This window comes from Microvirga sp. VF16, from assembly GCF_016864375.1.
Lineage (GTDB): Bacteria > Pseudomonadota > Alphaproteobacteria > Rhizobiales > Beijerinckiaceae > Microvirga.
The window spans coordinates 589,459-612,176 of the sequence record NZ_CP069356.1 but is presented as its reverse complement, the minus strand read 5'-3'; the positions used below and the strand labels follow the sequence as shown (position 1 = coordinate 612,176).

Sequence of the window (22,718 nt, the reverse complement as noted above, 5' to 3'; positions counted from 1 at the left end):
GTTCTCCGATCTCCTTCGGAGAGCGGCCCCGCAGGGGCCTCCTTTGATCCCATCTTCTGCGGGAAGTGAGATTGTTCCAAGGATTTTGGAGGGAGAGGGATCTTTTTCCCGGTTCTTATGTGTCCCAAAGGTATACGGGTATTCGCTACGCTCATGTCTTTGGGACATTTAGCGCGGGATCCTCCTGGGGGCGTCACAGGGACCGGACGCATCGTTTCCGCAGGACCGGACGACGCGCACCAGAATTCCCGCCACGGCCCGCCGCATCACGTCTATTCGCATTGATGAACAGGGGGGCGTACTCCGCTCCGAACATGAACCGGATCGGCTTGCGCTGCAGACCGTCCTCCGTCGCCTGATATTTGGATCCCGACGCCAGGGCGCGGTCGAGGAACCCGATCTCCTCCAGGACGCGGATCGCGCTTCGGATCTGTCGCTCCGTCAACGCGAGATCCGGATGATCGACGAGCTCGCGACGATCCAGGGGGGAAGGCCTCGACAACGCGGCCAGGGGCGGAGTGGTAGCGCGCGATGAAGACCGCGAGAGTCATGACCGCATCGCGGTTGCGGAACGGCGTCAGCGACGACGCAAGACGGTCCCTGACGCCATGCGGCAGGCGATAGGGTCCCTCCTCCCTGCGACGGATGGAAGGGACGGCGATTACTCCGCGCCCTGGCCCTCTGGAGAGCATGAGGAAGTGTGGGGCAGTTTGATAACGGGTAGGTTGTACAAGGTCTCCGGCCAGACGAAACAAGGCTGCGAGACACCCTCACTTGCCAAAGAGTACCCCATCCGAACCCAAGATTCCTGAACCTCCCCAAGCTCCGGAGATCCTGCAGTTCAAGGTCTGGCTGCTGGGGCTCAGTCCGATGATCTGGCGTCAGTTTCTGGTGCCTGCCAGCCTGACGCTGCGGGAGCTTCACGGTGTCATCCAGGTCGTGATGGGCTGGGAAGGCATCCACCTGTTCCAGTTCACGCTCCGGGCAAAGCGGTTCGGCTCCCGGGAACTGGCGGCTCGATCCCCGGATGTCCCACGTCCGAGCTTCGCCTGCGCGTGGGCGCTCGCTTCCGCTACGAGTACGATCTCAATGGTCCATGGGAGCAGGAGGTGCGCCTCGAGAGGCGGCATCAGGCTGAGCCTGGGAAAAGCTATCCCATTTGCCTGGACGGGGATGGAACCTGCCCACCGGAGGATTGCGGTGGGGTGAACGGCTTTCTGACCCGGCGTGAAGCTTGGACCGCTCCGGAGGTGAGGCATGACTTCGCCGTCCTCGCCGATTTCGTGGATCAGCTCGCTCTGAAGCGGAGTACGGGCGCCTCCATCAACGCCGAGGGGACCGGTGACGTTCGGGAGGCTCTGGAGCGCCTTGAGGTGTGCCAAGGATGGCAGGGTAAGCCGTTCTCCCGCAGGGACGTCAACGCGCAGCTAAGTAACGCCGAGTATCTCAACCTCATGCATCAACAGTGGTGAGGCTGTGAGGTCCGTTGGCCGGCAACGGGTCCTGGCTTCCCGAGAACCCATGGAAGGTCCCATGCAGGTCAGGATCATGCTTCAGATTGTCGGAGATGACGGCACCGTTGGCGACGCGGAGGAGGTCGCATCCCTGATGAAGGTCACCGAGCGGGCCGAGGATCTGGGCCTGTCCTTGGCCGAGAGCAAGGCCCTCTTGGCCGCCGCTCAGCAGCGGATCGTCGAGGCTCAGGTCAATGGCTGGCTCGCGAACCACCGCCACTGCAAGGTTACTGGTCGGAAGCTCCGGTGCAAGGGCAGTTACCCAGTCACCTTCCGGACCTTGTTCGGCGATGTCCAGCTGAAGAGCCCGCGCTTCTACGTTCCCAAAGAACGCCAGACCAATGGGCCAGCGACGATCTCCCCGCTGACGCAGTTACTTCCCGACCATGTTGCGCCGGAGCGCCTGTACCTCGAGACGCGCTGGGCCTCGCTCGTGCCCTATGCGGCAGCCGCCGATCTCCTGGCCGATGTCCTGCCTGTCGGGAGCGGCGTCAACGCGACGACGGTACGCCAGCATGTGCTCCGCGCCGCCGAGCGGATAGAGGCCGATCTCGCTGGACAGCGAGCTTCATTCACCGAGGGCAGAGACCCTCGCGATTGGGAGGATCTGCCGATCCCCGAGAGCCGGATGGTTATCGGCCTGGACAGCGGCTATATCCGCGACTGGCGCGACAGAAAGCGGAATTTCGAGCTGATCGTCGGCCGGTCCATCCCTGAAGAGGGAGACGCCCGCTACATCGGCTTCGTTCATGGCTATGATCGCAAGCCGCAGCGTCGCATCATTGATCACCTCAGGCGCCAAGGCTTCCAGGCCGATCAGGACCTGACCTTTATCACCGACGGCGGGGACGAGGTGCGCGCCCTTGCCGAGCGGATCAGCCCGTGCAGCGAGCATGTCCTCGACTGGTTTCACATCACGATGCGGATCACGGTTGTGCGCCAGTTTGCCCAAGGTCTGGTACACCATGACAAGGACGCAGGGACGGCGGCTCTCGATGAGCTGCGCCGGATCAAATGGTTCCTCTGGCACGGCAACACCTATCACGCTCGGGAGGCCATCGATAATCTGCTCCTCGATCTGGAAGCCCTCGACAGTCGCTATTCCAACCTGCGCAAGTTCAGGACGGCGATGCGGGAGTTCCAGGTCTACATCGCCAGCAACGAGGCCAGCCTGATCAACTATGGCGAGCGCGATCGGTCCGGTGAGCGGATCTCCTCGGCCTTTGTCGAGGCAACGGTGAACGCAGTGATCAGCAAGCGCTTTGCCAAGAAGCAGCAGATGCAGTGGAGCCGACGCGGGGCTCATCTGCTCCTGCAGACCCGCACCAGGACCTTGGATGGCTCGCTGCGTGCTGCATTCGAGCACTGGTACCCCGGCATGATGAACGACAATGACAGGGGTCACAAACGGGTAGCGGCTTGATTGCCCCACAAAACCTCATGCTCTCCATAAGGAAAACGGCGCCGCTTGCGCGGCGCCGTCGTGTTCGGCCTGAGTTTAGAAGTCCATACCGCCCGCCGGCATCGCTGGCGCGGCTTCCTTCTTCGGCTTCTCCGCGATCATCGCCTCGGTGGTGATGAGGAGACCTGCCACGGAGGCGGCGTCTTCCAGGGCGACACGCACAACCTTCGCAGGGTCGATGATGCCGAACCTGTAGAGATCGCCGTACTCGCCGGTCTGGGCGTTCCAGCCAGCCGCGTAGTCCTTGGCCTCGGCCACCTTGCCGACGATGACGGAGCCGTCCTCGCCCGCGTTCAGGGCGATCTGGCGGGCTGGAGCCTGGAGCGCGCGACGCACGATCTCGACGCCGGTCTTCTGGTCGTCGTTGACGGGCTTGACCGTCTCGAGAGCTTTCAGGGCGCGCAGCAGGGCCACGCCGCCGCCGGGCAGAATGCCCTCCTCGACGGCCGCCTTGGTGGCGTGCATGGCATCATCAACACGATCCTTCTTCTCCTTCACCTCGACCTCGGTTGCGCCGCCGACGCGGATCACCGCGACGCCGCCTGCGAGCTTGGCCAGACGCTCCTGGAGCTTCTCACGGTCATAGTCCGAGGTGGTCTCCTCGATCTGCGCTTTGATCTGGCCGACACGGGCTTCGATGTCGCGCTTGTCGCCGGCACCATCCACAATGGTGGTGTTCTCCTTCTCGATCACCACCTTCTTGGCGTGGCCGAGCATGTTGAGGGTGACGTTCTCGAGCTTGATGCCGAGATCCTCGGAGACGACTTGGCCCTTGGTGAGAACGGCGATGTCTTCCAGCATGGCCTTGCGGCGGTCGCCGAAGCCGGGCGCCTTGACGGCGGCGATCTTCAGGCCGCCGCGCAGCTTGTTGACCACAAGCGTCGCGAGTGCCTCGCCTTCCACATCCTCGGCGATGATGAGGAGCGGCTTGCCGGTCTGTACCACGGCCTCCAACACAGGCAGCATGGCCTGCAGGCCCGAGAGCTTCTTCTCGTGGATGAGGATGTAGGGATCCTCCAGCTCTACGCGCATCTTATCGGCATTGGTGATGAAGTACGGCGAGAGGTAGCCACGGTCGAACTGCATGCCCTCGACGACTTCAAGTTCGGTCTCAAGGGACTTCGCCTCCTCGACGGTGATCACGCCCTCGTTGCCGACCTTCTGCATGGCTTCCGCCAGCATGCGGCCGACCTCGGCATCGCCGTTGGCCGAGATGGTGCCGACCTGGGCGATCTCGTCGTTGGACGTGACCTTCTTGGCGTTCGTCTTGAGATCCGCCACTACGGCTTCGACCGCCATGTCGATGCCGCGCTTGAGGTCCATCGGGTTCATGCCGGCGGCAACCGCCTTGGCGCCTTCCTTCACGATGGCCTGGGCGAGGACGGTCGCAGTCGTGGTGCCATCCCCGGCACGGTCGTTCTGCTTCGAAGCGACCTCGCGCACCATCTGGGCGCCCATGTTCTCGAACTTGTCGGAGAGTTCGATCTCCTTGGCGACGGTGACGCCGTCCTTCGTGATGCGCGGAGCGCCGAAGCTCTTCTCGATCACCACATTGCGCCCTTTGGGACCGAGCGTGACCTTCACCGCATCGGCCAGAATATCGACACCCCGCAGCATCTTCTCGCGGGCGTCCAGGGCAAATTTGACTTCCTTAGCAGCCATTGTTCGTCACTCCTGATGAGACGTAACGATGTGTGACTCTGATTGTGGGATTGGCCTTAAGCGGCCTTCTTCTGGGCAGCGGCCTGATCCAGCACACCCATGATGTCGCTCTCCTTCATGATCAGGAGATCCTCGCCATCGATCTTCACTTCCGTGCCGGACCACTTGCCGAAGAGCACGATGTCGCCGACCCTCACGTCGAGGGGAACGAGCTGGCCCTGTTCGTTGCGGGCACCGGGACCGACAGCGATCACCTCGCCCTGCTGGGGCTTCTCCTTGGCAGTGTCGGGAATAATGATCCCGCCCGCCGTCTTCTCCTCGGCGTCGATGCGCTTGACCACGATCCGGTCATGCAAAGGACGGAACTTCATGAAGCTTCCTCCAATGATTTCAGTCTGTTAACTGCTCACGCGGAGCCGTTCGGGCCTCCGCGGTCGATGATTTGGTTGGCCAAGCTCTACCGTTCAAGGGGAGCGTGAAAGTTTTTTGGCGCTCCTTGGACGGGAGTGCCAATGACAAACAAACCTCGTTTTTGAGCGAGGCATCACTGCCGAGGCCCGCGGAGAAGTGAAACAGATTCCTGTCCAGAGTCTCCCATTCTAAGCTGCAAGGGCTTCGTCCCAGTGGTACGGGACGATGAAAGCCGCAGGGGCCGCCGGGTCAGGGCTGCGCTCCAAGTTGACCAGCCGCAGGGCCGCCTTGACCTCATCCAGGCGCAAGGGCTCGCTTTCCGGCATGCCCTCAGCATTGGCAAGATCAAGCAGATACTCGTCCCAAGCCCAGCGCTGCAAGATCTCTCGCTTGCAGTCGATCGTCAGCAGCGGATGGCGCACGACATCATGAGGCGAGCCGAAGACGGACGCTGGGTTGACGAACGCCCGGTCGAGATCTGGCAGGAACGGAGCCTCACGGCGGCTGGCGCGGCCACCCAGCCAGGACGCCCATGGCACGATGCTAGGAGGGTTTGCGCCGGCTGCCCACTCGCCAGTTGCGAGATGCGAAGGGCCAACTGGATGCTTGGAACTGCCCTTCCCTGCTCGCTTGGGCCAATGGTGCTCTCGGGTCAGGAACGGCGGTGGTGATTGGTTGTGTTCGATCCTGATCGTCTGCTGCTCCATCGCACTCCTCCAAGTGCAAGTTGATCGATGGCTGGTTTGGAAGCCTCACTTGACTGGGAACGGCCCGAGCCAGAGGCGCAGGCCGAGGCTTGCCGTGAACAGAAGTGCCGCCTCGTCCCAGGCGGTCAGGTGCAATGCCAGCGGCGGATCCCCGCGCAGGACCGCCAGGCTGAGCGAGGCGATCCCGGCCAGGAACAGCAGACCGGCGAACGCAAACGGCATCAGGGGCACCGGCGCGAGAGAGGCGAAGCACAGGCAGAACGCCAGCGCCAGGCAGCATCGCTCGAGCACCTCCCGATTGATCTCCCGCGGGTTGCGGCGGCCCTGATGCGGATCGAGCCAGTCCGGCAGGCGGGGCCAGTCGCGCGGGTTGAACGTGGTCACGGCACCCTCCCCGTTTAGTGGAGCGCGCGGCCATCGAGCGCCCGCAGGGCGTCGAGGATGTCGTCCAGCGCCACGAGAGCACCGGTCCCGGGCAGCTTGCGCCAGGTCGGCAGGTTCTCCACGGCACAAGCATCCGAGACCCAGGCCGCGAGGATGGCCCGCTTCGCGCCGACGCCCAAGCCAGGGTGCATCAGAACCTCCTGCGGATCTCTGAACGGAAGGCTCTCAGCTCCGGGCGTCTCACTTCGCCTGTGGGCTTGCAGTGGAGAGGGCGATGCTGACGGGTCATGGGTAAGCTGCAGGTCAACGGTCACTGGATCCATGGTGTCCTTCCTCCATCGAGCAAAGGGTGGGGCCCGGGCAGCCAGCCAGCCTCCCGGGCCCAGCTCTCATGCGGCTAATGCTTGGTTTCCTCGCCCGCGCGGTTGATCGCGATGCGCTTCACCTCCGGCGGGCTCACGACCGCCTTGGGCAGGGTAATGGTGAGAACGCCGTTCTTGAAGCTGGCATCGATCTTATCCTCCTCGACCTCCCAGGCGAGCGGGATGCGGCGCTCGAAGCGGCCATAGGTGCGCTCGCTGAACGCGCGCTCCTTGTCCGCGATCTCGGATTTCTTCTCGCCGCGGATGGTGAGGACGCCGTCGCCCATCAGCACCTCGACACCCTTCTCGTCCATGCCGGGCAACTCCGCCGAGATGCGGACGTCCTTGTCGTTGTCGACGACTTCCACCTGCGGCCAGCCTGCCGTCCGGCTCATGCTGCCGAGCGGCGCCATGTCGAAGCCGCGGAAGACGTCGTCGAAGAGCCGGTTCATCTCGCGATGCAGGGTCATGAAGGGGTCACCCTCCTCGCGATAGCGGCTTGGGGTCGTCTGCTCGTTGCGACCCCAGGGAATGAGATCGCGCATGTTCATAACGAATCCTCCTTGTCTGTTCAGTTCGAGCCAAGCGGCTGAGGTCAGCGCCGATCCCTGACCAGCGTCGACCTCACCCCTGATCAAGCCGTTAGGCTGCCTTGTCGTGCTCGATGGTCTTGGGGCTACCGCCGGTCCCGATCTCGATGCGACGGGGCTTCATCTCCTCCGGCACCTCACGCACGAGGTCGACCGTCAACAGGCCGTTCTCAAGCTTCGCCTCCCGGACCTTCACGTAGTCGGCGAGGCTGAAGCTCTGCTTGAAGGCGCGCGTGGCGATGCCCCGATGCAGGAACTGGCCGTTCTCCTGCTCCGGATGCTTGTGGCCTGCCACCAGCAGCACGTTCTCTTTTTGAGTGATCTCGATCTCGTCGGGCGAGAACCCGGCCACCGCCATCGTGATGCGGTACTGATCATCGCCGACCTTCTCGACGTTGTAGGGCGGCCAATGGGGCGAGGCGTCTTGCCGGGTCGTCTGGTCGATCAGGTCGAACAGCCGGTCGAAGCCGACCGTGGAGCGGTACAGGGGAGAGAAATCAAACGCTGTTCTCATAGCTACATCCTCCAATGAGCAACGTAACCACAAGGGCGCCGGACACCTGCCAGCGCCCGATCCGCCAAGCCATTGAGGGCCTTGGCACAAATGATGATAGGAGCGGTTTTTCGGGGTTTCAAGAGGGGCTTGCAAGCCCTCTGGGTGGATTGGGCCCAAGCTTTGAATAGGCGGCAATGGCGGGCGCCCCCTGTCCGATCGCAGTCCCAGGATCGGGCTGAACGCCACGAACAGATAGTAGCCGTTGAGACGCACCCCGATCCTCGCCGCCTCCCGGTCGAAGCCCAACGGGGTCGGCTCAGCTTCGGCCAGCTGACCGGCTGCCTGCTACGGCTCGGACCCGAGACAGGCAGACGCAGGCCGGTTCTCCGGCACGGCGCAGAAGAGCTCCGGCTCATGCTGGCTTCGGAACAGGTCGTATCGGATGTGGGAGATGCTTGAGCATTCCGGCCTGCTTGCCGGGTTTCCCCGGAACGGGTGGGTTGGGGTCAAAGGCTCATCAGGGACAAAGGTGCTGGGTATCTTGGCCTCCGAGAATACTGTCGAACTCCTGTCTGGATGAAACGAGAGAATGATGCCACAGGCTGGGACGGGTCGAAAGGCGAGCCAGTCAAGCCGAGCCCGCCGATCGCCTGATCCGCGCGGAGAGCACCTCATTTCTGTGACCGACGAGATCGGATCCCGTTGCCCCCGGCCGACCCGTCTGAGGGTGGGGCGCTTGGGCGAGCGCCCCGCCGTCTCGGCTTACTTCTTCAAGCTGGATCGATTGCTCGCCGCGGAAGACTGGCCTCCCTGCCCTTCCGTGCGGAACGGCAGCTTGCCGGCCACGCGCCTGAGCGCATCCGAGATGTCGTATTTGAGCTTGTTGGTGATCTCCGACATGGTCATGGCAAAACCTCCTGAGGTTCAGCACACACTCCGTGCCGGGCTGACAACGCAGCACCTCGCTGCTGGTTTCTGTGATGCTCGTCGCCACGGCGCGTTGAGGGGCCAGCCCTATCGGTCGTCGGGTGGCAGTGCTCACCACCTCTAAAGCGCATCCTACCCTAAAGGGGAGGATCGGTTGCTGAGCGATGGCACCGCTCCAAACCTTAGTTGGCTCAAGGTGCCGTCTCCGATTGCGTTTCTCTGGTGTGACAAGTGCAAGCAGGTCAAGTTCACCGGGCTAATCGCCTCCTGGCGGCTTTAGAGCCGGAGGATCTGGCCTACCTCGAGCCGCATCTGGAAGTCGTGCATCTCAAACGCAGGCAGCTCCTCTATGAGACCGGCGACACGATGCACCACGCCTACTTTCCGCATGACATGGTGATCTCGCTGGTCGCCGTGATGCAGGACGGGAGATCGGCCGAGATGTCCCTCTATGGCCCCGAGGGAGTTGCAGGTCTCATCGCAGCCGGGGGCCGCCGCCAGTCAGTGCATCGGAACCGTTGCTTCAACTGCTCGTTTCCGACTCCAGGAAGCTGGTCGCGGAGATCATGCACCTCCGCGCATGTCAAGGAGACGGGTGATGCCGCGCGGTGCCAAGTCCACTTACACTGACAAGCAGAAGCGCAAAGCCGAGCACATCGAGGAAGGCTACGAGAAAAAAGGCGTCTCGGAGAAAGAGGCTGAGCGGCGTGCCTGGGCGACCGTTAACAAGGAAAGCGGGGGCGGCAACAAGAGCGGCTCCGGCCGTGGTAAGACGGATACGACGACGTCGGCCAAAAAGGGCGGCGCTCGGGGTGGAGCGGCCTCGGCCAAGCGTCCCGCCGCAGCCCGTTCGGCATCCGCGAAAAAGGCCGCGGCGACGCGAACGCGGAATGCAGGCTGATCGGCGTCGGCCTCTGCCCGACCTAATCCAGGACCAGCCTGCAAAGCAGAGCCCCTTTGATCGCTGACAGGATCCGACATCAGTATGTCAGACACTGACTCGAAGGCGCCTCGGGGTAGTCTTGGCGCTGCCGTTCAAGCCCATCTCGGCGCACAGTTGCGTGACCTCTATGGCGATCCCTCCGAAAATAAGCTTCCCCTCGGCCTGCGCCTGCTCGCCCGACGTGTGGCGCAGACCATCCGTGCGCACACCGAGCCGGTGGACCAAGCCTTCATGGATGGGATCATGGACAATCTCGCCCCGCTCCGAGCCTATGCCATATCGCTGACCAAAGCCGTCGATCGCGCCGAGGATCTGGTTCAGGACACGGTGCTTCGCGCTCTCAGTAGGCAGGAGAGCTTCGAAGCAGGCACGAACTTGCAGGCTTGGCTCTTCACGATCCTGCGCAACAGCTTCTTCACCGAACATCGCAGGGCCGCGCGTGAGATTGAGGATGTCGATGGTCGGCTGGCTGGCGCGATGACGACGAGTGCGGACCAGGACAGCAGGCTTGTTCTGCAGGAACTGGCGGCGGCGCTCGCCAGACTGCCCCAGGAGCAACGAGAGGCGCTGCTGCTCGTAGCCATGGAGGGTCTGTCATATGAGGAAACGGCAGCGGCATTGGGCTGCGCTGTCGGCACTGTGAAGAGCCGGGTCAACCGGGCCAGGAACAGGCTGGCCGAGATGCTCGATCTGGAGGCGGATGACCGTGGTGGCAACCGGATGCGTTAGCCGTGATCCTCACCAATTCGACTAGGTTGGACGAAGTCGTCAGGCAGTCGAATAGATCTCTGCCTGTCCTGCCATTTCGTACGGTCGCGAGGCCGCAGTGCGCCGGCTGAAAGCGCGGTGCGGACCCTGGCTTTCCGGCCTAGCCCGACTTGAACGTGCCCGACAGCGATTGGCAAGAATCAGCACAACGCGTTGCCTATGCAAAAGGACCTGGCGCCACTTCGCAACAGATCTCATTAACGGGCGGGGCCTGCCTCTGGCCCGTGAAACGGATAGGGTCGTCTGGAACATACGCACAGCTCCTCCGTTAGGGAGGGCTGCCCCAACGAACGGAGACGCCCCATGTTTCTACGTGTCGACAAGCTGCAGATCGATCTGCCGGCGCCGAAGCGCCAGGACCCGAACGCTGCCGCTGCCCTGCAGGAGCTCCTCGGCGGCAAGTATGGGGAAATGTCGACCCTCGGGAACTACATGTTCCAGAGCTTCAACTTCCGCAGCAAAAGCAAGCTCCGGCCCTTCTACAGTCTTGTGGCGGCCATCACGGCCGAGGAGCTCGGCCATGTGGAGCTGGTCAGCAATGGCGTCGCCATGCTGAATAACGGTCCCGACAACGACGGCGACAATGAAGACGGCGGCGACATCTCCGGTGCACCCTTCGAGGACATGAAGGACATTCGCCTGGCCGCGGCCTTCCTGTCGGGCGGCGGAGGCGCCATGCCGGTCAACAGCAACGGCCAGTCCTGGAACAACGACTTCATCACCACGACCGGCAACGTCGTGCTCGATCTCCTGCACAACTTCCATCTCGAATGCGGCGCCCGGCTGCACAAGCTGCGGGTCTATGAGACCCTCTCTGATCCGACGGGACGTGAGGTCTGCGGCTATCTCCTCGTGCGCGGCTCGGTTCATGCCCACGCCTATGCCCTGGCGCTGAAGAAGATCACCGGCGTCGACATCGACAAGATGCTGCCGACGCCGAATATCCCCTTGGGCAACATCCCGGAATGCCAGAAGTACCTGGATGAAGGCTCGCACCGGCGCCTCTATACGTTCAGCCCGGATGACTACAAGGAGATGGCCGGCATCTGGGGCAACGGCGAGGTCGCCCTGCCCGACGATCCTCCGGGCGAGCTGACGGTGGTCGACGGCATGCCTGAGGGCGGCAAGATCCAGCAACTCACGGGGGTCCCGTCGGCCTTCACGCCGGACTACGCACCCGAGGAGATGTTCGAGATCGCCACCAAGCTCTACAAGGCATCGCGGTAGGTGCAGGACCATGATCCGACACCCGGTTCATCGGGTTACGGTTCCTTGACAAGCCTGCCGCGTCCTGTCGCGGCCTCGCCACGAAGGCTTGTGCGAGTGAACGCCAGCCTTCCGGCCGCCCGCCGTCCGTCGGTGTCCACTCCGCTTTCCATTGGCTACGGATCGCCGTGCACAACCACATCGCCCGCGCCGACGCGGTTGCCATATCCGCTGCTCCACTCGAGGTTGCGCATGATGCGCCATTGGTCATGTCACGACGCCGGCCCGATGAGCATCTGTTTACTGCCCCGGACTTGTGTCCACATTGAGCATGGGAACCTCGTCGACGTCGGTGCCGTTGGTTGCCGCAAAGCACTCCCTGTCCACCAACCCAATGTCAGGAGCATTCTTCATGGCCCCCAGACAGAAGACACTTGACGACCTCTTCCTCCATACGTTGAAGGACATCTACTACGCCGAGAAGCAGATCCTGAAGGCTCTGCCGAAGATGGCCAGGCGCGCGGAGCCGGATGAGCTCAAGGCCGCCTTCGAGACGCACCGCGAGCAGACCCAGGGACAGATCGAGCGGCTCGAGCAGGTCTTCGACCTTATTGGCAAGCCCGCGCGCGGCGTGACCTGCGAGGCGATCAAGGGGATCATCGACGAGGGCGCGGAAATCATGGAGGACTTCGCCGGCAGCCGCGCTCTTGACGCCGGCCTCCTGTCCTCGGCGCAAGCCGTTGAACACTACGAGATCACCCGTTATGGCACACTCAAGACCTGGGCCAAGGCGCTTGGGTTGACCGAGGCCGTGACGCTGCTCGATCAAAACCTCCAGGAGGAGAAGGAAACGGATGAACTCCTTACTCGTCTTGCCGAGGCCCGGGTGAATATGCAGGCGGCGTAGAGGGCAACCTGGCGCATCAATTCTCCCCACACGAGTTGAAACATCGATGACAGACGCATTCCAGATCAGAGGACACATGGAAGTGGTTGGGTCCGACCAGGAGCATGTTGGCACGGTTGACGAGGTCGAAGGACCGCGCATCAGGCTGACGAAAACGGATCCGGCCTGCTGGCGGTGAGCACCGCTACCTCCATCTCGATTCGGTCGAAAGGGTAGAAGCAGGCAAGGTAGTCCTCAATCGTACCGGCACCCAAGCGCACGACGAATGAGGCGTGCGCGAGGTTTGATCTCAACTCGCTGATATGCACAAATCCGATGAAGGGCGCTGGTGACGGCGCCCTTCATGTTGGGTGAGACTTTCCAAGGACGAAGCAGGAAGTGCGGGAACGCCACCAGCAACCCACATGAAGCCTTTCACGCTGGTTTAGCACCCCAGGCGCCGGACGTTGGCGCGAACTTTCCTTCGGTAGCCTTTGACCACGTGATGAGCCGTACCACCCGTCGTGATGATTGCAGCCGCCTCTGCGAAAGCATTCACCTTTTCAGTCACCATCAGTAGGCTCTCGGCAGGCGAGCCCTGGCCCAAGGCGATCCTCGACAGGCGCGCCCATATCACGGACTGGGCCTCAAAGGTCAGCATTGTGGCGTCAATCGTCAACTGCATCCAGGATAGTAACATCAGACCCTCAAAGCTGCGGCAGGCAGCAGGTCTCCAACTCCAAGCTCAGGCTTTGGATCCCGATGCGACTGATGTCTTTTTGCCGCCGGTGGTCCCTGGCATTTGTGCCGCGTCCGTCATGCTTCTCGATCCCAGCATCAGTGTCCGGTCTCCGCGTGAGGTGCGGCCACGGGCTTGGACTCCGGCGAGCCGCGCTCGCGCAAGTAGATGCCGAGCACCAGCAGCACCCCGATCGACAGGAACTCACTCTGCCAGTTCTGGAAGCTCTCGTACCAGAACTCCGGCTCGGTCAGCATCTCAGCCATGGTCTTCATCGGCTGATGGTGCTGAAGTGCCTCCTCGTTGGCCCGCCGTGTGCTCCCCGTCAGATGCAGCCAGAAGGACAGGACGAACAGTGCCACAAGCACGAGGCTGAGCGAGTGGGAGTAGAGCTTCAGCAGCAGTCCGCCACGATGGACTGGCCAGGGCGCATTGGGGTCATTGCGCCGGTTCTCCGGCGTCTCGTCTTCTGGATTGTCCTCGTCAGGCTTTTTGGATTCGGACGAACCCTTCTGAAACAGGAAGACGGTCAGCAGCACGTAGGCCGCCATCTGGAGGAACTCGCTCTCCCAGTTCTCGAACACCGCCGAGATGAAGTGGCCGCTGGTCAGGTACTCCAGAAAGCCGGTGGCAGGAAGTTCATGCAGGCGGAGTTCCTCAACGTGAGCTCTCCAGCCTGTGAGCGCCTGGCCAATAAGTGAGACCAAGAACAGAGCAAACAACGTAACCGACAGTCCGTTGTCACGCAGGAACCGACGCATACACCTAACCTCATGATGCTGGACTGCTACGGTTGATCAACGCGGGATAGAGATGTCGGTTTCCCGACCGTTCGCCTCATCGACGCCCAAGCCCTCCGGAGCGTCACGCTCCACGATGGCGCGCTGCTTGCGCAGCGTAACCGGCACCTCGACAGCTAAGGTCGTACCCAATCGGGATCACTGCGCGGTGCGATCGATCGCATCAGCGACGGCGTCCGGGGCCAGGTGATGGATCATGTGTCCCAGTCCTGGGAGGGCGATGAACTCACTCTCGGGCAGGTCCTGGTGCAGGCGCTGGGACTGACGGCCCACATCCGCGATCTGATCACCCGCACCCGTGATGATCGTTACCGGCCCCGTCAGCTCGCGGTAGTGCCGTTCGAGTTCCATCACTGACGGGGTCATGAGCGCGGCATCCTCGGCCGCCGCGCGAAGCTGCAAGGGACGAAGCATCAGCGGCTTCGGAAACTCGCGCTCGAAGCGCTCCGGCACCGGAGCCGGCTGGAACACCCGCTTGATCATGCCCGGCAGGATCGCCCGCGCCACGAGCGGGGAGACGGTGTAGCGCATGGCATCGCCGATCACCGGGATCGCTGGCGGTGAGAGCAGGAACGTGTCGGCTCGCAGGGTTGGATAGTAATAGCCCGAGCCGAGGACCAAACCGCGCACCAGCGAGGGAAACTCCAGTGCGAGGGCGGTCGCCACCAAGGTGCCCCAGGAGTGGCCGTAGACCACCGCCTGCTCGACCCCGAGCTGCGCCAAGGCGCTTCGGAACAGCCTGGCATGAGCACGGGGCGTCCAGAGCTGGCGCGGGCGCGAGCTGTAGCCATAGCCAGGGCGGTCAATCACGATCACACGGTAGCGCTCCGCCAATTTGTCGACGATGCCGCTGATGGTGAAGTCCTGGATCATGGTGCCGTTGCCGTGGATCAGCACCAAGGGATCGCCGCGGCCGCGCTCGATGTAGTGGAGGCGCACCCCGCCCACGTTGAGGAACCGGCCGATAGGTGGGTACCTGCGCTCGGCATCTTGGGTCTGCTTGCGGTTATAAAGGGCTGCCGCACCCAGCGCGGCGGCCGCGCCCACCAGAACGGGCGCGAGCCATCGGCGCGACCTGGAGCGGCCAGTCCCAGCAACCTGCTGAACTTCATCAGGCTCCTGATTAGTCACCCAATCGGATCTCGCGCCGGGCTCTCCAGGCCTCGATGCATTCAGATCAGTTCCTGTCTCCCGACCGCGCATAGACCCTCTCCGATGGATCCAGGAACGGATAACGCTCTGAATCCTGATCGGTTGCTGCGTTGCAGCAAACAAGGCATATCAGGCATCAATGGAAGTGCACCCTGACTGCCAAAATGATGATGATGAGCTGAGCAAGCTCATCTCCGGGAAGACCCTTCCCACGTAAATAGCCAGCGGACGCAGCCATCGCCAACATCCCTCGTCCATCCGCAGGCCTGATTATCCCTTTCCTGCGCCCGTAGGATCCAAGCCCTTCATCGCCGGGTCGGTCATCTTCGTCGTCGTGGATGAGCCACCTGTTCGTGCCGTTGCGGTGGACTGTCTGGAAGAAGGGATTGAGGTGATCGAGACTCCGTCCGCCGACTATGCGGTCACGTCCTTCACAACAGAAACGACATCCGCTTAGTGTTTACCGATATCGCCATGCCAGGAATGATGAATGGCCTCGACTTGGCTCGGGTGGTCGTGGCGATGTACCCGCAGATCTCTGTTCTCATCACCTCCAGTGCCTTGCCACCAGGGGTCACTGAACTGATGTCCAGGACGCGATTTTTGATCAAGCCATACCAGATGATCCATGTTGTACAGGTAATCCGTGAGATGATCGCTGATCACCACGGAGAACCCTCAGGAAATACAAACCAGCCTTCGCCTTACTGCCGACAAGCAACGGTCATCGCTTGAGCGAAGTCTTCCTGGCTGAAGGGCTTCTGAAGCGTAGGGTAGTCTTGGAAATTGTCCTTCAGTCCATAGTGGCCATAACCTGTTGCAAAGATGACGGGGATACCGCGTCCACGGATCACTTCAGCAATCGGGTAGCTAAGGGTGCCGCTCAGGTTGAGGTCGAGAACCGCGAGGGCAAACTCCGCGTCACGGGCCAGGACCAGAGCATCATCGAACTTGGCTACTGGCCCTACAACTTCGCCGCCCCAATCCCGAACCATATCTTCGAGCAACATGCTGATCATCGCCTCATCCTCGACGATGAGAATGCGATGCTTATGCTCGTCAATAAACATTGGCGCTACTCCGAGGCCGTGTGGAACTGTCTCCGCGGATTGTTATGTTTTGAACATTGCGAAGGGTGGTTAATAAGATTTTAACTCTACTGAAGACAATTTGCCCGAGCATTAACCTATGTGGCCAAGTCCGAGAGCTTTCGGCAGGCTTTATGCCGCGGGAACTTGATCAGAGCCTCTGTCAACACGGGAACAAGAGGTGCTCTGCATTTTCTGCCAACCGATGCAACTTTATCGCCATTCTCCGGAAGGTACGCTTTGGACCTTGCTGGTCGCTGTAGCAGGCGCGCACACTCTCCACATTCTGAGGCTGACTTCATCGTTGGCACTTAAGCCAAAAAAGCAGGACGAAGAATAGGAGCCGATCGGTCCAGCACACGCGCTTGCCGGTTCCGTGACGAGAGATCCACGTGACGCAATTCCGAGATGCCCCTGTCCTGAGCCGAGTTAAGCGCTAAAACCTCAAACCACCTTGGAGCGGTGGCTGGTATGGCGATTGCTGACGACATTGAGGCACTGATTGCCTGTAGGCCCGGCCTGGCGGAGGCTGCGATTGCAACTGCCCTGTTCGGTGACGCAGCCTCCCCGCAACGGATCAGCAAAGCCTGTCGATCCCTCTTGAAGAGCCACCGGATGGAGCGACGCGGGAGAAGCGATCTGTTCCGCTGTTTCGCAAAGGGAGCTCTGTCTGCTCCTAGCCTGCAGGTGATGCGCCCTCGATCTCCGGCGTAGCTCCGCTGGGCGGGGTGGGCCGCGTCAACCAGGCGAGAACTCGTGCCAGGGCCTCGCGGCTGACAGGTTTCTCGAGCCAAGGCACATCCCGCAGTTCCGGCAGACCATCGGCAGCAAGCCTGAGGCGATTGCGAAGGGCACGCTGTTATTCTTTAATTCACAGGCAATCTGTCAACAGGTTCAGTCCCTGATTATGACATCCGGCCGAGCCCGAGCAGATGCGTGGAGGACAAAATCGCCTTCACTTGTTTCTTCGCTCGGGGATGGGAAATCGTCACTTGCTTAGGTGCAACGGTGCTGCAGCTTCCCTGATGCGGGAGCCGTCCGAACAGCTAATCCTTATCTCACTCAGGCACCTCCTCGTCACCGGAGAAATCCGGCTTGGACGTTTGAAGGACGAAAGGGGCTTTACAGCCCCTTACTCATCGAAGAATTGCCCTTAGCGGGCGTACTTGAACTCGGGAGCCGCCTTCAACTGATCCTTGGTCATGCTCAGCATAGCATGGTCCGGCGTGGAGCGGTTCGCCGTATCGGCTGCAGCTCGGTCCGCCGTAGTTGTCGTCCCAGTCGTGGCAGGAGCGTTCGGAGATGCAGGTGCTGCCGGGGCAGATGAGGCATTCTGGTTGGTCCCGGCGGCCGCTGCACGTGGCTCGCTCACGAGCCTGATCTGATTGAAGGGTACCGCGACATCGTGCTCGCCCATGCCGAGGAAGCCGCCCACGCCGATCACAACAGCCTCGATCTTGCCGTTCTGATCAACCAGCAGCTCGCTGATATCGCCGATCTCCTCGTTGCTGTCGTTGTAGACGTTCAGGCCCTTGAGCTTCGAGGCTCGCCATTGCCCTGGTTGGATTTGGGCCGTGAGCGGCCCAGACATCTGTCCGGACTGGCTCTGGCTGACCTGAGCTGGCGGACCGAGCAGACGGCTGTGAATCTCGGTGATGTGCTGAAGGTGCTGGCGCAGTGTCGGCAGCGTCTGTTGCGCGAACTGCTTGATCTGAGCATCATCACCGTTCTGGCCATAGTTGTCGAACAGTGTGACGGCCTTCTGGTGACCATCGAGCTGCATCCGCACGTACGAACGGTTGAAATCGTTGTCAGATGCCTGCTGCAGCTGCTGCAACATCTGAGCGTGCTCCTGATCAAGAGCCGTCGGGACTGTCTGACCTTGGGCAGCAGCCTTCAGCTTGTCGCTTGCGGCAGTGTGATCCTGAACCATCTGCTGGGCAAAGTCGCGGATGCGGCTATCCTGTGTTTTGTTGAGCGCGAGCTGGCTCGATTGGATCTCGAACATGTCACTGTTGGCCGCCTGGGTAACAAACTGAGCGGCAGTTATGTTCATTGCTCTGGCCGTGGCAGGGACCTGATTGCCAGCGGCCGGTGGATTGCCTGCGGGCGCTGTGGTCTGGGCAACTGCGAGAGTAGCGAAGGATGCAGTCGCGACGAGGCACGCAGCCATATGGATCCTGAACATACTCTTCCTCCGAGTGTGGTTCCGGCACTGAACGGATGCCAAGACAACTGCCTCGGCTTTCGTTTGTTCGAGCAGTTCTCTCGGGGCAGAGCCCTTCTGGGGCTCCGATGAGGTCGTTTAAACCACGGGCTGGTTTGCAATCTTTTCTGCAACGGTTGATCTGCTCGGCCTATGTCAAGGCGGACAATGGACGGCCAGACCTTAAGCGCGCCACCGCCAATTTGGCTGTCGTGGTCGGTCCCCCTTACAGTCTTGGACACCATCGGCTTCGCACGCCCGAGATCGCAGCGGCGAGCGAGCAGGCTGCCGGGCGCCTTGTATCAGAGGAACTGGACGAAAGCCTTGTGGCCCCAACCCGACGTTTCATCTGCAATGGCGCACTGATTGTGTGGTCTACCAGCCTCAATGAGCGAAAACCTGAGTGCGTGGAAAGATGGTATTGCCCGCGACCACCTGAGCAATCACTCCCGCAATCTTTTCTCCACCCTTGGCTGATGGCTCGATCGGGTTAGCATAGTCATCGGGTTCATCGCAGATCAGGCGCAGGTCAATCAGCGGTACCCTTCTGGCAACGGCCTCGCGGGTGATGACATCGTTGAAAAGGCAGAGGCCAGTCACAACGAGGCGCTGCTCCTGCGGATCGGAAAAGCGTGCCTCATAGATGGTACAGAGCACAACCGGCAGCCGATGCTGCATGAGTGCATCGACCATTACGTGATAGGCCCTGGAGAACTCTTCGCGCACGTCAGCAAGCCGCCCCACGGCCTCAGCAACCGAGCGAGCTCCTTCTCTCAGGACGCCGATATTCCGCAGTCCATCATTCCCGCCGACACTTACAACCAAGTGACTGGCGTCAGCAGGCACGTTCCGAAGCTGATGCACCACGTCGCTGGTTGCTGCACCATCAACAGCACAAAGCGTTGCCCGCCAATCCTTGGGGAGCTTTGCCTGAACCTGCTTCACCAAATCCGGCTGCCCAGGAAGAACATAAGCTCCGTTGTCGAAAATGCTGTCCCCAAGGAGAATGATGTGGCTCATCCGCGTTCTCAATCAGGCGTTCTGTTAAGCTGCGCTCAGTCAAACCGAGTGGTGGCGCAGATGACCTAACCTCTCGTCGGAGAGTTCGAGACTGCACAGCTCTTTGCAGGGAAGTCATGATCGCTCTCGGACCGGTGTTCCCACGAGGTACTAGGCCCGGAAAGCAGGTTAATCCCACAGACTGAGTGATGATCGTATGCGCAACGTCTACGCATCCACTGATCTTGTCCTGTTAAATAAACCGAATGGTCGGCCCGGCAGAATTCAGATGGCCGTCAGGGCTTGGCCGATCAGCTTCGATCAAGCCGCTTGCCGATTGACGGCTGCTTCGGCGATCTGCGTCAGCACGGCATCGGTGTGCTTTTCTTCTTGCAGTGTTTGCTCGAGAAGCCGGGCGGCCTCGGTCAGGCCAAGCTGGGTCGCCCACGTCCGGAGCGTGCCATAGCGCGAAATCTCGTAATGCTCGACGGCTTGGGCCGCCGCGAGAAGCCCGGCATCGAGCGCGTCGGAGCCCTTGAAGTCCTCGATGACCTCTTGGCTCTCCTCGACCATGCCCTGGATCGCCTCACAGGGTTTGCCGCGCGCCGCTTTGCCCAGCATCTCAAACACCTGCTCCAGGCGCTCCACCTGGCCCTCGGTCTCCGCGCGATGCTGTTCGAAGGCCTGCCGCAGCTGATCTGACTCGGCCGCCTTCGCCATCTTCGGCAAGGCTTTCAGGATCTGCTTTTCGGCATGGTACATGTCCTTGAGGGTCTCGAGAAAAAGATCGTTGAGGGTCTTCTGCTTGGTGGCCATGGCACACCTCCTGTGCATGGGAGAACTTGGATTCAACCAACCGGAGGCATGGCAGTTCCGGCCTCCGAAGCGCTCTGGACTGTCCTCGCCCGCTCAACAGTTGGAGCGGCATTCTGGAACCGCCAAGTCAACCTTCTTGTTGTCTGGTGAACCTGGGGACCAAGCATGGCTCTTAATCCCACCGCGCGCACGCCGGCTGGTGCAGGACGCGAGGCGGAGGATTTCCCCATCTCCGCAGGCATCCTGTTCGGACTTGGACTTGGCGGCTTCTTCGACGGGATCGTGCTGCATCAGCTGTTGCAATGGCACCACATGCTGACCAGCGCCGGTTACCCACCCGACAGCGTGGAGAGCCTGAAGGTGAACACGCTTTGGGACGGCATCTTTCACGCCAGCACCTATATCTTCACGGCACTCGGCCTCTACATCCTGTGGCGGTTCTCGCGGACAACCCATATTCGGTGGTCCGGCAAACTCCTGCCGGGAACAATGCTGATGGGGTGGGGCATCTTTAACCTCGTCGAGGGCCTCATCGACCACCACCTGCTCGGCATCCACCACGTCAATGAGACAGTGCCACGGGAGCAGTGGCTCTATTGGGATCTCGGTTTCCTCATCTGGGGCGCTGCGATGCTCATCGGTGGCTGGCGCCTGCTTCGCGCTGGACAGCGCAATACATTGGAGCGGACACCATGAGCAGGTTGCGATCCTAATCCGGTTGTGAACCCTGTTCCGTCAACAGCCTTCTGCGCACTTTATCTCAGCGCTTGGATCAGATCTCAGCGCTTGGATCAGCAAGCGACGACGGAGCGGTTCCTCGACTGGCCACATGGGGTTATCTTGTCGAGGTGAACACAACGATGCCTGAGTAACGTCCCGGGCGCACCCGTCAGAACCAGCAGGGCTTGCAAAACCATCCAACCTCTTGAGGTCCGCTCACCGTGCAAACACCTGCGACCGCGGCAAGAGCGTCGTCCCTACCGCCACCTGCGCGATGACGGCGGCGATCTTCTCGCCACCCTTGGCTGAGGGCTCGATGGGATTGGCGTAGTCGTCGGGTTGGTCGCAGATGAGCCGGAGGTCGATGAGCGGAAGGCGGCGGGCAAAGGCTTCGCGGGTGATGACGTCGTTGAGGATTGCGAGACCTGTCAGGACGAGGCGCTGCTCCTGCGGGTCGGGGAAGCAGGCGTTGTAGATGGTGCAGAGCGCGACCGGCAGCCGAGGCATCATAACGGCATCCACCATCCCCCGATAGGAGTCAGCGAAGTCCTCGCGCACGGCAGACAGTTTTTCCATCGCTTCGGCCACCGAGCGGGCTCCCTGTCTCATAATGCCCAGGTTGAGCAAGCCATCATTGCCGCCGGCGCTCACGACAAGGTAGCTCGCATCCGCAGGGACGTGTTTCAGCTGGCGCTCGACATCGCGGGTGGCCGCCCCATCGACCGCGCAGAGGGTTGCCTTCCAATCGCGGGGCAGCAGGGCCCTGACCTGGGCGATGACGTCGGGCTCGCCGTGCCGGACATAGGATCCATTGTCGAAGATGCTGTCGCCGAGAAGAACAACATGGCTCATCGCTGTTAGCCTCATGCTCCAGATGGAGTCCCGGTGGCCCCTGGCGAGAGCCCTGGGCAGAAGTCAGTCTGCCCGGACAGTGTGGCACCACCCTCAGCCGAGCCCCGGATGACCTTTGCCGAGATGTGAGATCAGCCCGACGACAAGCGCTTCGTCCCAATAGTTGAGCGACCGGCCGAGCGGAAGCTCACGAGAGCGAAGGGCAAGGACAATGCAGGCCCCCGCCGCAAGAGCCGTCAGGTTAAAGAACACGTTCGGCCCTCCTGACGCGATCTGGATGCTGCAGATGAGCGAGAAAATCGCGAGCTTGAGCAGGAAGCGGAAGACCATGCACCAGGAACAGTTCCGGGAGCGTTGGCTGGCTGGTTCCATTCATCACCTGTCGACTGGACGTAGGCCTAGGGCCACAGTGAAGAAATCGCTGAGGCCTTCCGCCATAAGCGCTTCATCCTCGACGACGAGCACACGCTCCTGCCAGCATCGCCCTTCGTTCTTTCGCAATGCCAACAAACAACTGCGCCCTGCCCATGTTCCCGCGGACTTGGCATTCCTGTTTGATCCCGACGAGAATGGTGAGAACGACAAGAAACCGAACCAGGGTGGACACGGAGGCCTCTGCAAGCCCTCCTGCGCCGATCTAGCCGCCAGGAGCACGAATTCCGCACGCTTCTGATCCACAGACGCTTCTGCGTCGTTGTCCCACTGATCGGCCCGGAGTTGCGGGGATCCCTTCACTGGAGGAATCGGATGCCTGTCTTCAAGCGTGAGTTGGCCTTTGCTGCAGATGGCCCGACGGAGAATGCGGGTGACTGGTGGCACTTGGTTCTCGATACCGACGCACCGGGGCTGTATGTGGAACACACCTGGCTCCACGCGAGCCCCCATCAGGATGGCCCCGCAGCATGTGATACGCAGCGCTTCGGGATCAATGACTTTCTCACGCTGGCTGAGGGTCGGCCGGCGCAGCCGATGCTGATGAGCGCACTCAGGGAGATGTTCCGCGACGCCGCATCCACATCCGAGTAGCG

29 protein-coding genes and 1 pseudogene are annotated in these 22,718 nt (G+C 61.5%); 11 read left to right on the top strand and 19 right to left on the bottom strand.

All coding sequences use genetic code 11. The features are described 5' to 3' along the window. Positions 1–193: 193 nt before the first annotated feature. A complete protein-coding gene (locus JO965_RS35255) occupies positions 194–445 on the bottom strand; it encodes a hypothetical protein (protein ID WP_203446594.1) in 252 nt (83 codons plus the stop codon). Positions 446–774: 329 nt separating this feature from the next. On the opposite strand from JO965_RS35255, the pseudogene JO965_RS49035 reads away from it, so the two are divergent. From JO965_RS49035 to JO965_RS35240, 3 genes and pseudogenes are all read left to right on the top strand, one after another. Continuing rightward, positions 775–996 (top strand): annotated as a pseudogene (locus tag JO965_RS49035) (hypothetical protein); the annotation flags it as partial. 59 nt (positions 997–1,055) lie between these two features. Next, entirely contained in the window at positions 1,056–1,472 is a 417-nt protein-coding gene (locus JO965_RS35245; protein WP_203446593.1) for a hypothetical protein, read from the top strand. A 61-nt stretch (positions 1,473–1,533) separates the two neighbouring features. Next, positions 1,534–2,937 carry an ISKra4 family transposase gene (locus JO965_RS35240; protein ID WP_203446592.1) on the top strand — a complete coding sequence of 468 codons (1,404 nt, stop codon included), beginning with the start codon at positions 1,534–1,536 and terminating at the stop codon, positions 2,935–2,937. Between the two features lie 75 nt (positions 2,938–3,012). Here the strand turns inward: JO965_RS35240 and groL are convergent, their stop codons facing one another. The 8 genes from groL to JO965_RS35200 all read right to left on the bottom strand — a co-directional run bounded on the left by groL (position 3,013) and on the right by JO965_RS35200 (position 8,494). Further along, complete coding sequence (gene groL, locus JO965_RS35235) at positions 3,013–4,638, bottom strand: chaperonin GroEL (RefSeq protein WP_203446591.1); 1,626 nt, start codon at positions 4,636–4,638, stop codon at positions 3,013–3,015. 56 nt (positions 4,639–4,694) lie between these two features. Then, positions 4,695–5,009, bottom strand: a complete 315-nt coding sequence (gene groES, locus JO965_RS35230; protein WP_203446590.1) for a co-chaperone GroES — start codon at positions 5,007–5,009, stop codon at positions 4,695–4,697. A 228-nt stretch (positions 5,010–5,237) separates the two neighbouring features. Further along, positions 5,238–5,756 carry a hypothetical protein gene (locus JO965_RS35225; protein ID WP_203446589.1) on the bottom strand — a complete coding sequence of 173 codons (519 nt, stop codon included), beginning with the start codon at positions 5,754–5,756 and terminating at the stop codon, positions 5,238–5,240. Positions 5,757–5,801: 45 nt separating this feature from the next. After that, positions 5,802–6,140: a hypothetical protein gene (locus tag JO965_RS35220; RefSeq protein ID WP_203446588.1), complete on the bottom strand. Its 339-nt coding sequence runs from the start codon at positions 6,138–6,140 to the stop codon at positions 5,802–5,804. Between the two features lie 14 nt (positions 6,141–6,154). Next, positions 6,155–6,331, bottom strand: coding sequence for a hypothetical protein (locus tag JO965_RS35215; protein WP_203446587.1), 177 nt, complete (start codon positions 6,329–6,331; stop codon positions 6,155–6,157). Positions 6,332–6,537: 206 nt separating this feature from the next. Next, positions 6,538–7,053: an Hsp20/alpha crystallin family protein gene (locus JO965_RS35210; protein ID WP_203446586.1), complete on the bottom strand. Its 516-nt coding sequence runs from the start codon at positions 7,051–7,053 to the stop codon at positions 6,538–6,540. 91 nt (positions 7,054–7,144) lie between these two features. Then, positions 7,145–7,606 carry an Hsp20 family protein gene (locus tag JO965_RS35205; protein WP_203446585.1) on the bottom strand — a complete coding sequence of 154 codons (462 nt, stop codon included), beginning with the start codon at positions 7,604–7,606 and terminating at the stop codon, positions 7,145–7,147. A 744-nt stretch (positions 7,607–8,350) separates the two neighbouring features. After that, entirely contained in the window at positions 8,351–8,494 is a 144-nt protein-coding gene (locus tag JO965_RS35200; protein WP_203446584.1) for a hypothetical protein, read from the bottom strand. A 619-nt stretch (positions 8,495–9,113) separates the two neighbouring features. Here JO965_RS35200 and JO965_RS35195 point away from each other — a divergent pair. From JO965_RS35195 to JO965_RS49725, 6 genes are all read left to right on the top strand, one after another. Next, on the top strand, positions 9,114–9,416 hold the full coding sequence (locus JO965_RS35195) for a plasmid stabilization protein (RefSeq protein ID WP_203446583.1): 303 nt from the start codon (positions 9,114–9,116) through the stop codon (positions 9,414–9,416). An 84-nt stretch (positions 9,417–9,500) separates the two neighbouring features. Further along, positions 9,501–10,187: a sigma-70 family RNA polymerase sigma factor gene (locus tag JO965_RS35190; RefSeq protein ID WP_203446582.1), complete on the top strand. Its 687-nt coding sequence runs from the start codon at positions 9,501–9,503 to the stop codon at positions 10,185–10,187. Between the two features lie 342 nt (positions 10,188–10,529). Next, on the top strand, positions 10,530–11,453 hold the full coding sequence (locus JO965_RS35185) for a manganese catalase family protein (protein WP_203446581.1): 924 nt from the start codon (positions 10,530–10,532) through the stop codon (positions 11,451–11,453). Positions 11,454–11,844: 391 nt separating this feature from the next. Further along, positions 11,845–12,339, top strand: coding sequence for a ferritin-like domain-containing protein (locus tag JO965_RS35180; protein ID WP_203446580.1), 495 nt, complete (start codon positions 11,845–11,847; stop codon positions 12,337–12,339). A 46-nt stretch (positions 12,340–12,385) separates the two neighbouring features. Further along, entirely contained in the window at positions 12,386–12,517 is a 132-nt protein-coding gene (locus JO965_RS49730) for a DUF2171 domain-containing protein (protein WP_203446579.1), read from the top strand. Then, positions 12,498–12,608 (top strand): DUF2171 domain-containing protein, encoded by a 111-nt coding sequence (locus JO965_RS49725; RefSeq protein ID WP_203446692.1) that lies wholly within the window; start codon positions 12,498–12,500, stop codon positions 12,606–12,608. Before JO965_RS49730 ends, JO965_RS49725 begins: the two co-directional genes overlap by 20 nt. Before the next feature lie 155 nt (positions 12,609–12,763). Here JO965_RS49725 and JO965_RS35165 read toward each other — a convergent pair whose 3' ends face one another. The 8 genes from JO965_RS35165 to JO965_RS35135 all read right to left on the bottom strand — a co-directional run bounded on the left by JO965_RS35165 (position 12,764) and on the right by JO965_RS35135 (position 20,118). Then, entirely contained in the window at positions 12,764–13,018 is a 255-nt protein-coding gene (locus tag JO965_RS35165) for a hypothetical protein (RefSeq protein ID WP_203446578.1), read from the bottom strand. Between the two features lie 137 nt (positions 13,019–13,155). Further along, positions 13,156–13,818 (bottom strand): DUF6766 family protein, encoded by a 663-nt coding sequence (locus JO965_RS35160; protein ID WP_203446577.1) that lies wholly within the window; start codon positions 13,816–13,818, stop codon positions 13,156–13,158. Positions 13,819–13,854: 36 nt separating this feature from the next. Continuing rightward, positions 13,855–13,989, bottom strand: coding sequence for a hypothetical protein (locus JO965_RS49030; RefSeq protein ID WP_256451939.1), 135 nt, complete (start codon positions 13,987–13,989; stop codon positions 13,855–13,857). 6 nt (positions 13,990–13,995) lie between these two features. Beyond that, the gene (locus tag JO965_RS35155) at positions 13,996–14,988 is read right to left on the bottom strand and encodes an alpha/beta fold hydrolase (RefSeq protein ID WP_246777183.1); all 993 of its coding nucleotides are present in this window, start codon (positions 14,986–14,988) and stop codon (positions 13,996–13,998) included. A 725-nt stretch (positions 14,989–15,713) separates the two neighbouring features. After that, complete coding sequence (locus tag JO965_RS35150; RefSeq protein ID WP_203446575.1) at positions 15,714–16,079, bottom strand: response regulator; 366 nt, start codon at positions 16,077–16,079, stop codon at positions 15,714–15,716. Between the two features lie 1,171 nt (positions 16,080–17,250). Further along, positions 17,251–18,285, bottom strand: a complete 1,035-nt coding sequence (locus JO965_RS35145) for a DUF4142 domain-containing protein (protein WP_203446574.1) — start codon at positions 18,283–18,285, stop codon at positions 17,251–17,253. A gap of 402 nt (positions 18,286–18,687) precedes the next feature. Further along, positions 18,688–19,323, bottom strand: coding sequence for an SGNH/GDSL hydrolase family protein (locus JO965_RS35140; RefSeq protein WP_203446573.1), 636 nt, complete (start codon positions 19,321–19,323; stop codon positions 18,688–18,690). Positions 19,324–19,623: 300 nt separating this feature from the next. Next, positions 19,624–20,118, bottom strand: coding sequence for a ferritin-like domain-containing protein (locus tag JO965_RS35135; RefSeq protein WP_203446572.1), 495 nt, complete (start codon positions 20,116–20,118; stop codon positions 19,624–19,626). A 165-nt stretch (positions 20,119–20,283) separates the two neighbouring features. On the opposite strand from JO965_RS35135, the gene JO965_RS35130 reads away from it, so the two are divergent. Beyond that, positions 20,284–20,814 (top strand): DUF2243 domain-containing protein, encoded by a 531-nt coding sequence (locus JO965_RS35130; protein ID WP_203446375.1) that lies wholly within the window; start codon positions 20,284–20,286, stop codon positions 20,812–20,814. A gap of 240 nt (positions 20,815–21,054) precedes the next feature. On the opposite strand, the gene JO965_RS35125 is transcribed toward JO965_RS35130, so the two are convergent. Next, a complete protein-coding gene (locus tag JO965_RS35125) occupies positions 21,055–21,690 on the bottom strand; it encodes an SGNH/GDSL hydrolase family protein (RefSeq protein WP_203446571.1) in 636 nt (211 codons plus the stop codon). A gap of 93 nt (positions 21,691–21,783) precedes the next feature. After that, complete coding sequence (locus JO965_RS35120; protein WP_203446570.1) at positions 21,784–22,062, bottom strand: hypothetical protein; 279 nt, start codon at positions 22,060–22,062, stop codon at positions 21,784–21,786. A gap of 375 nt (positions 22,063–22,437) precedes the next feature. Between JO965_RS35120 and JO965_RS35115 the strand changes: the two genes are divergently transcribed. Continuing rightward, positions 22,438–22,716: a hypothetical protein gene (locus tag JO965_RS35115; protein WP_203446569.1), complete on the top strand. Its 279-nt coding sequence runs from the start codon at positions 22,438–22,440 to the stop codon at positions 22,714–22,716. Positions 22,717–22,718: the final 2 nt, after the last annotated feature.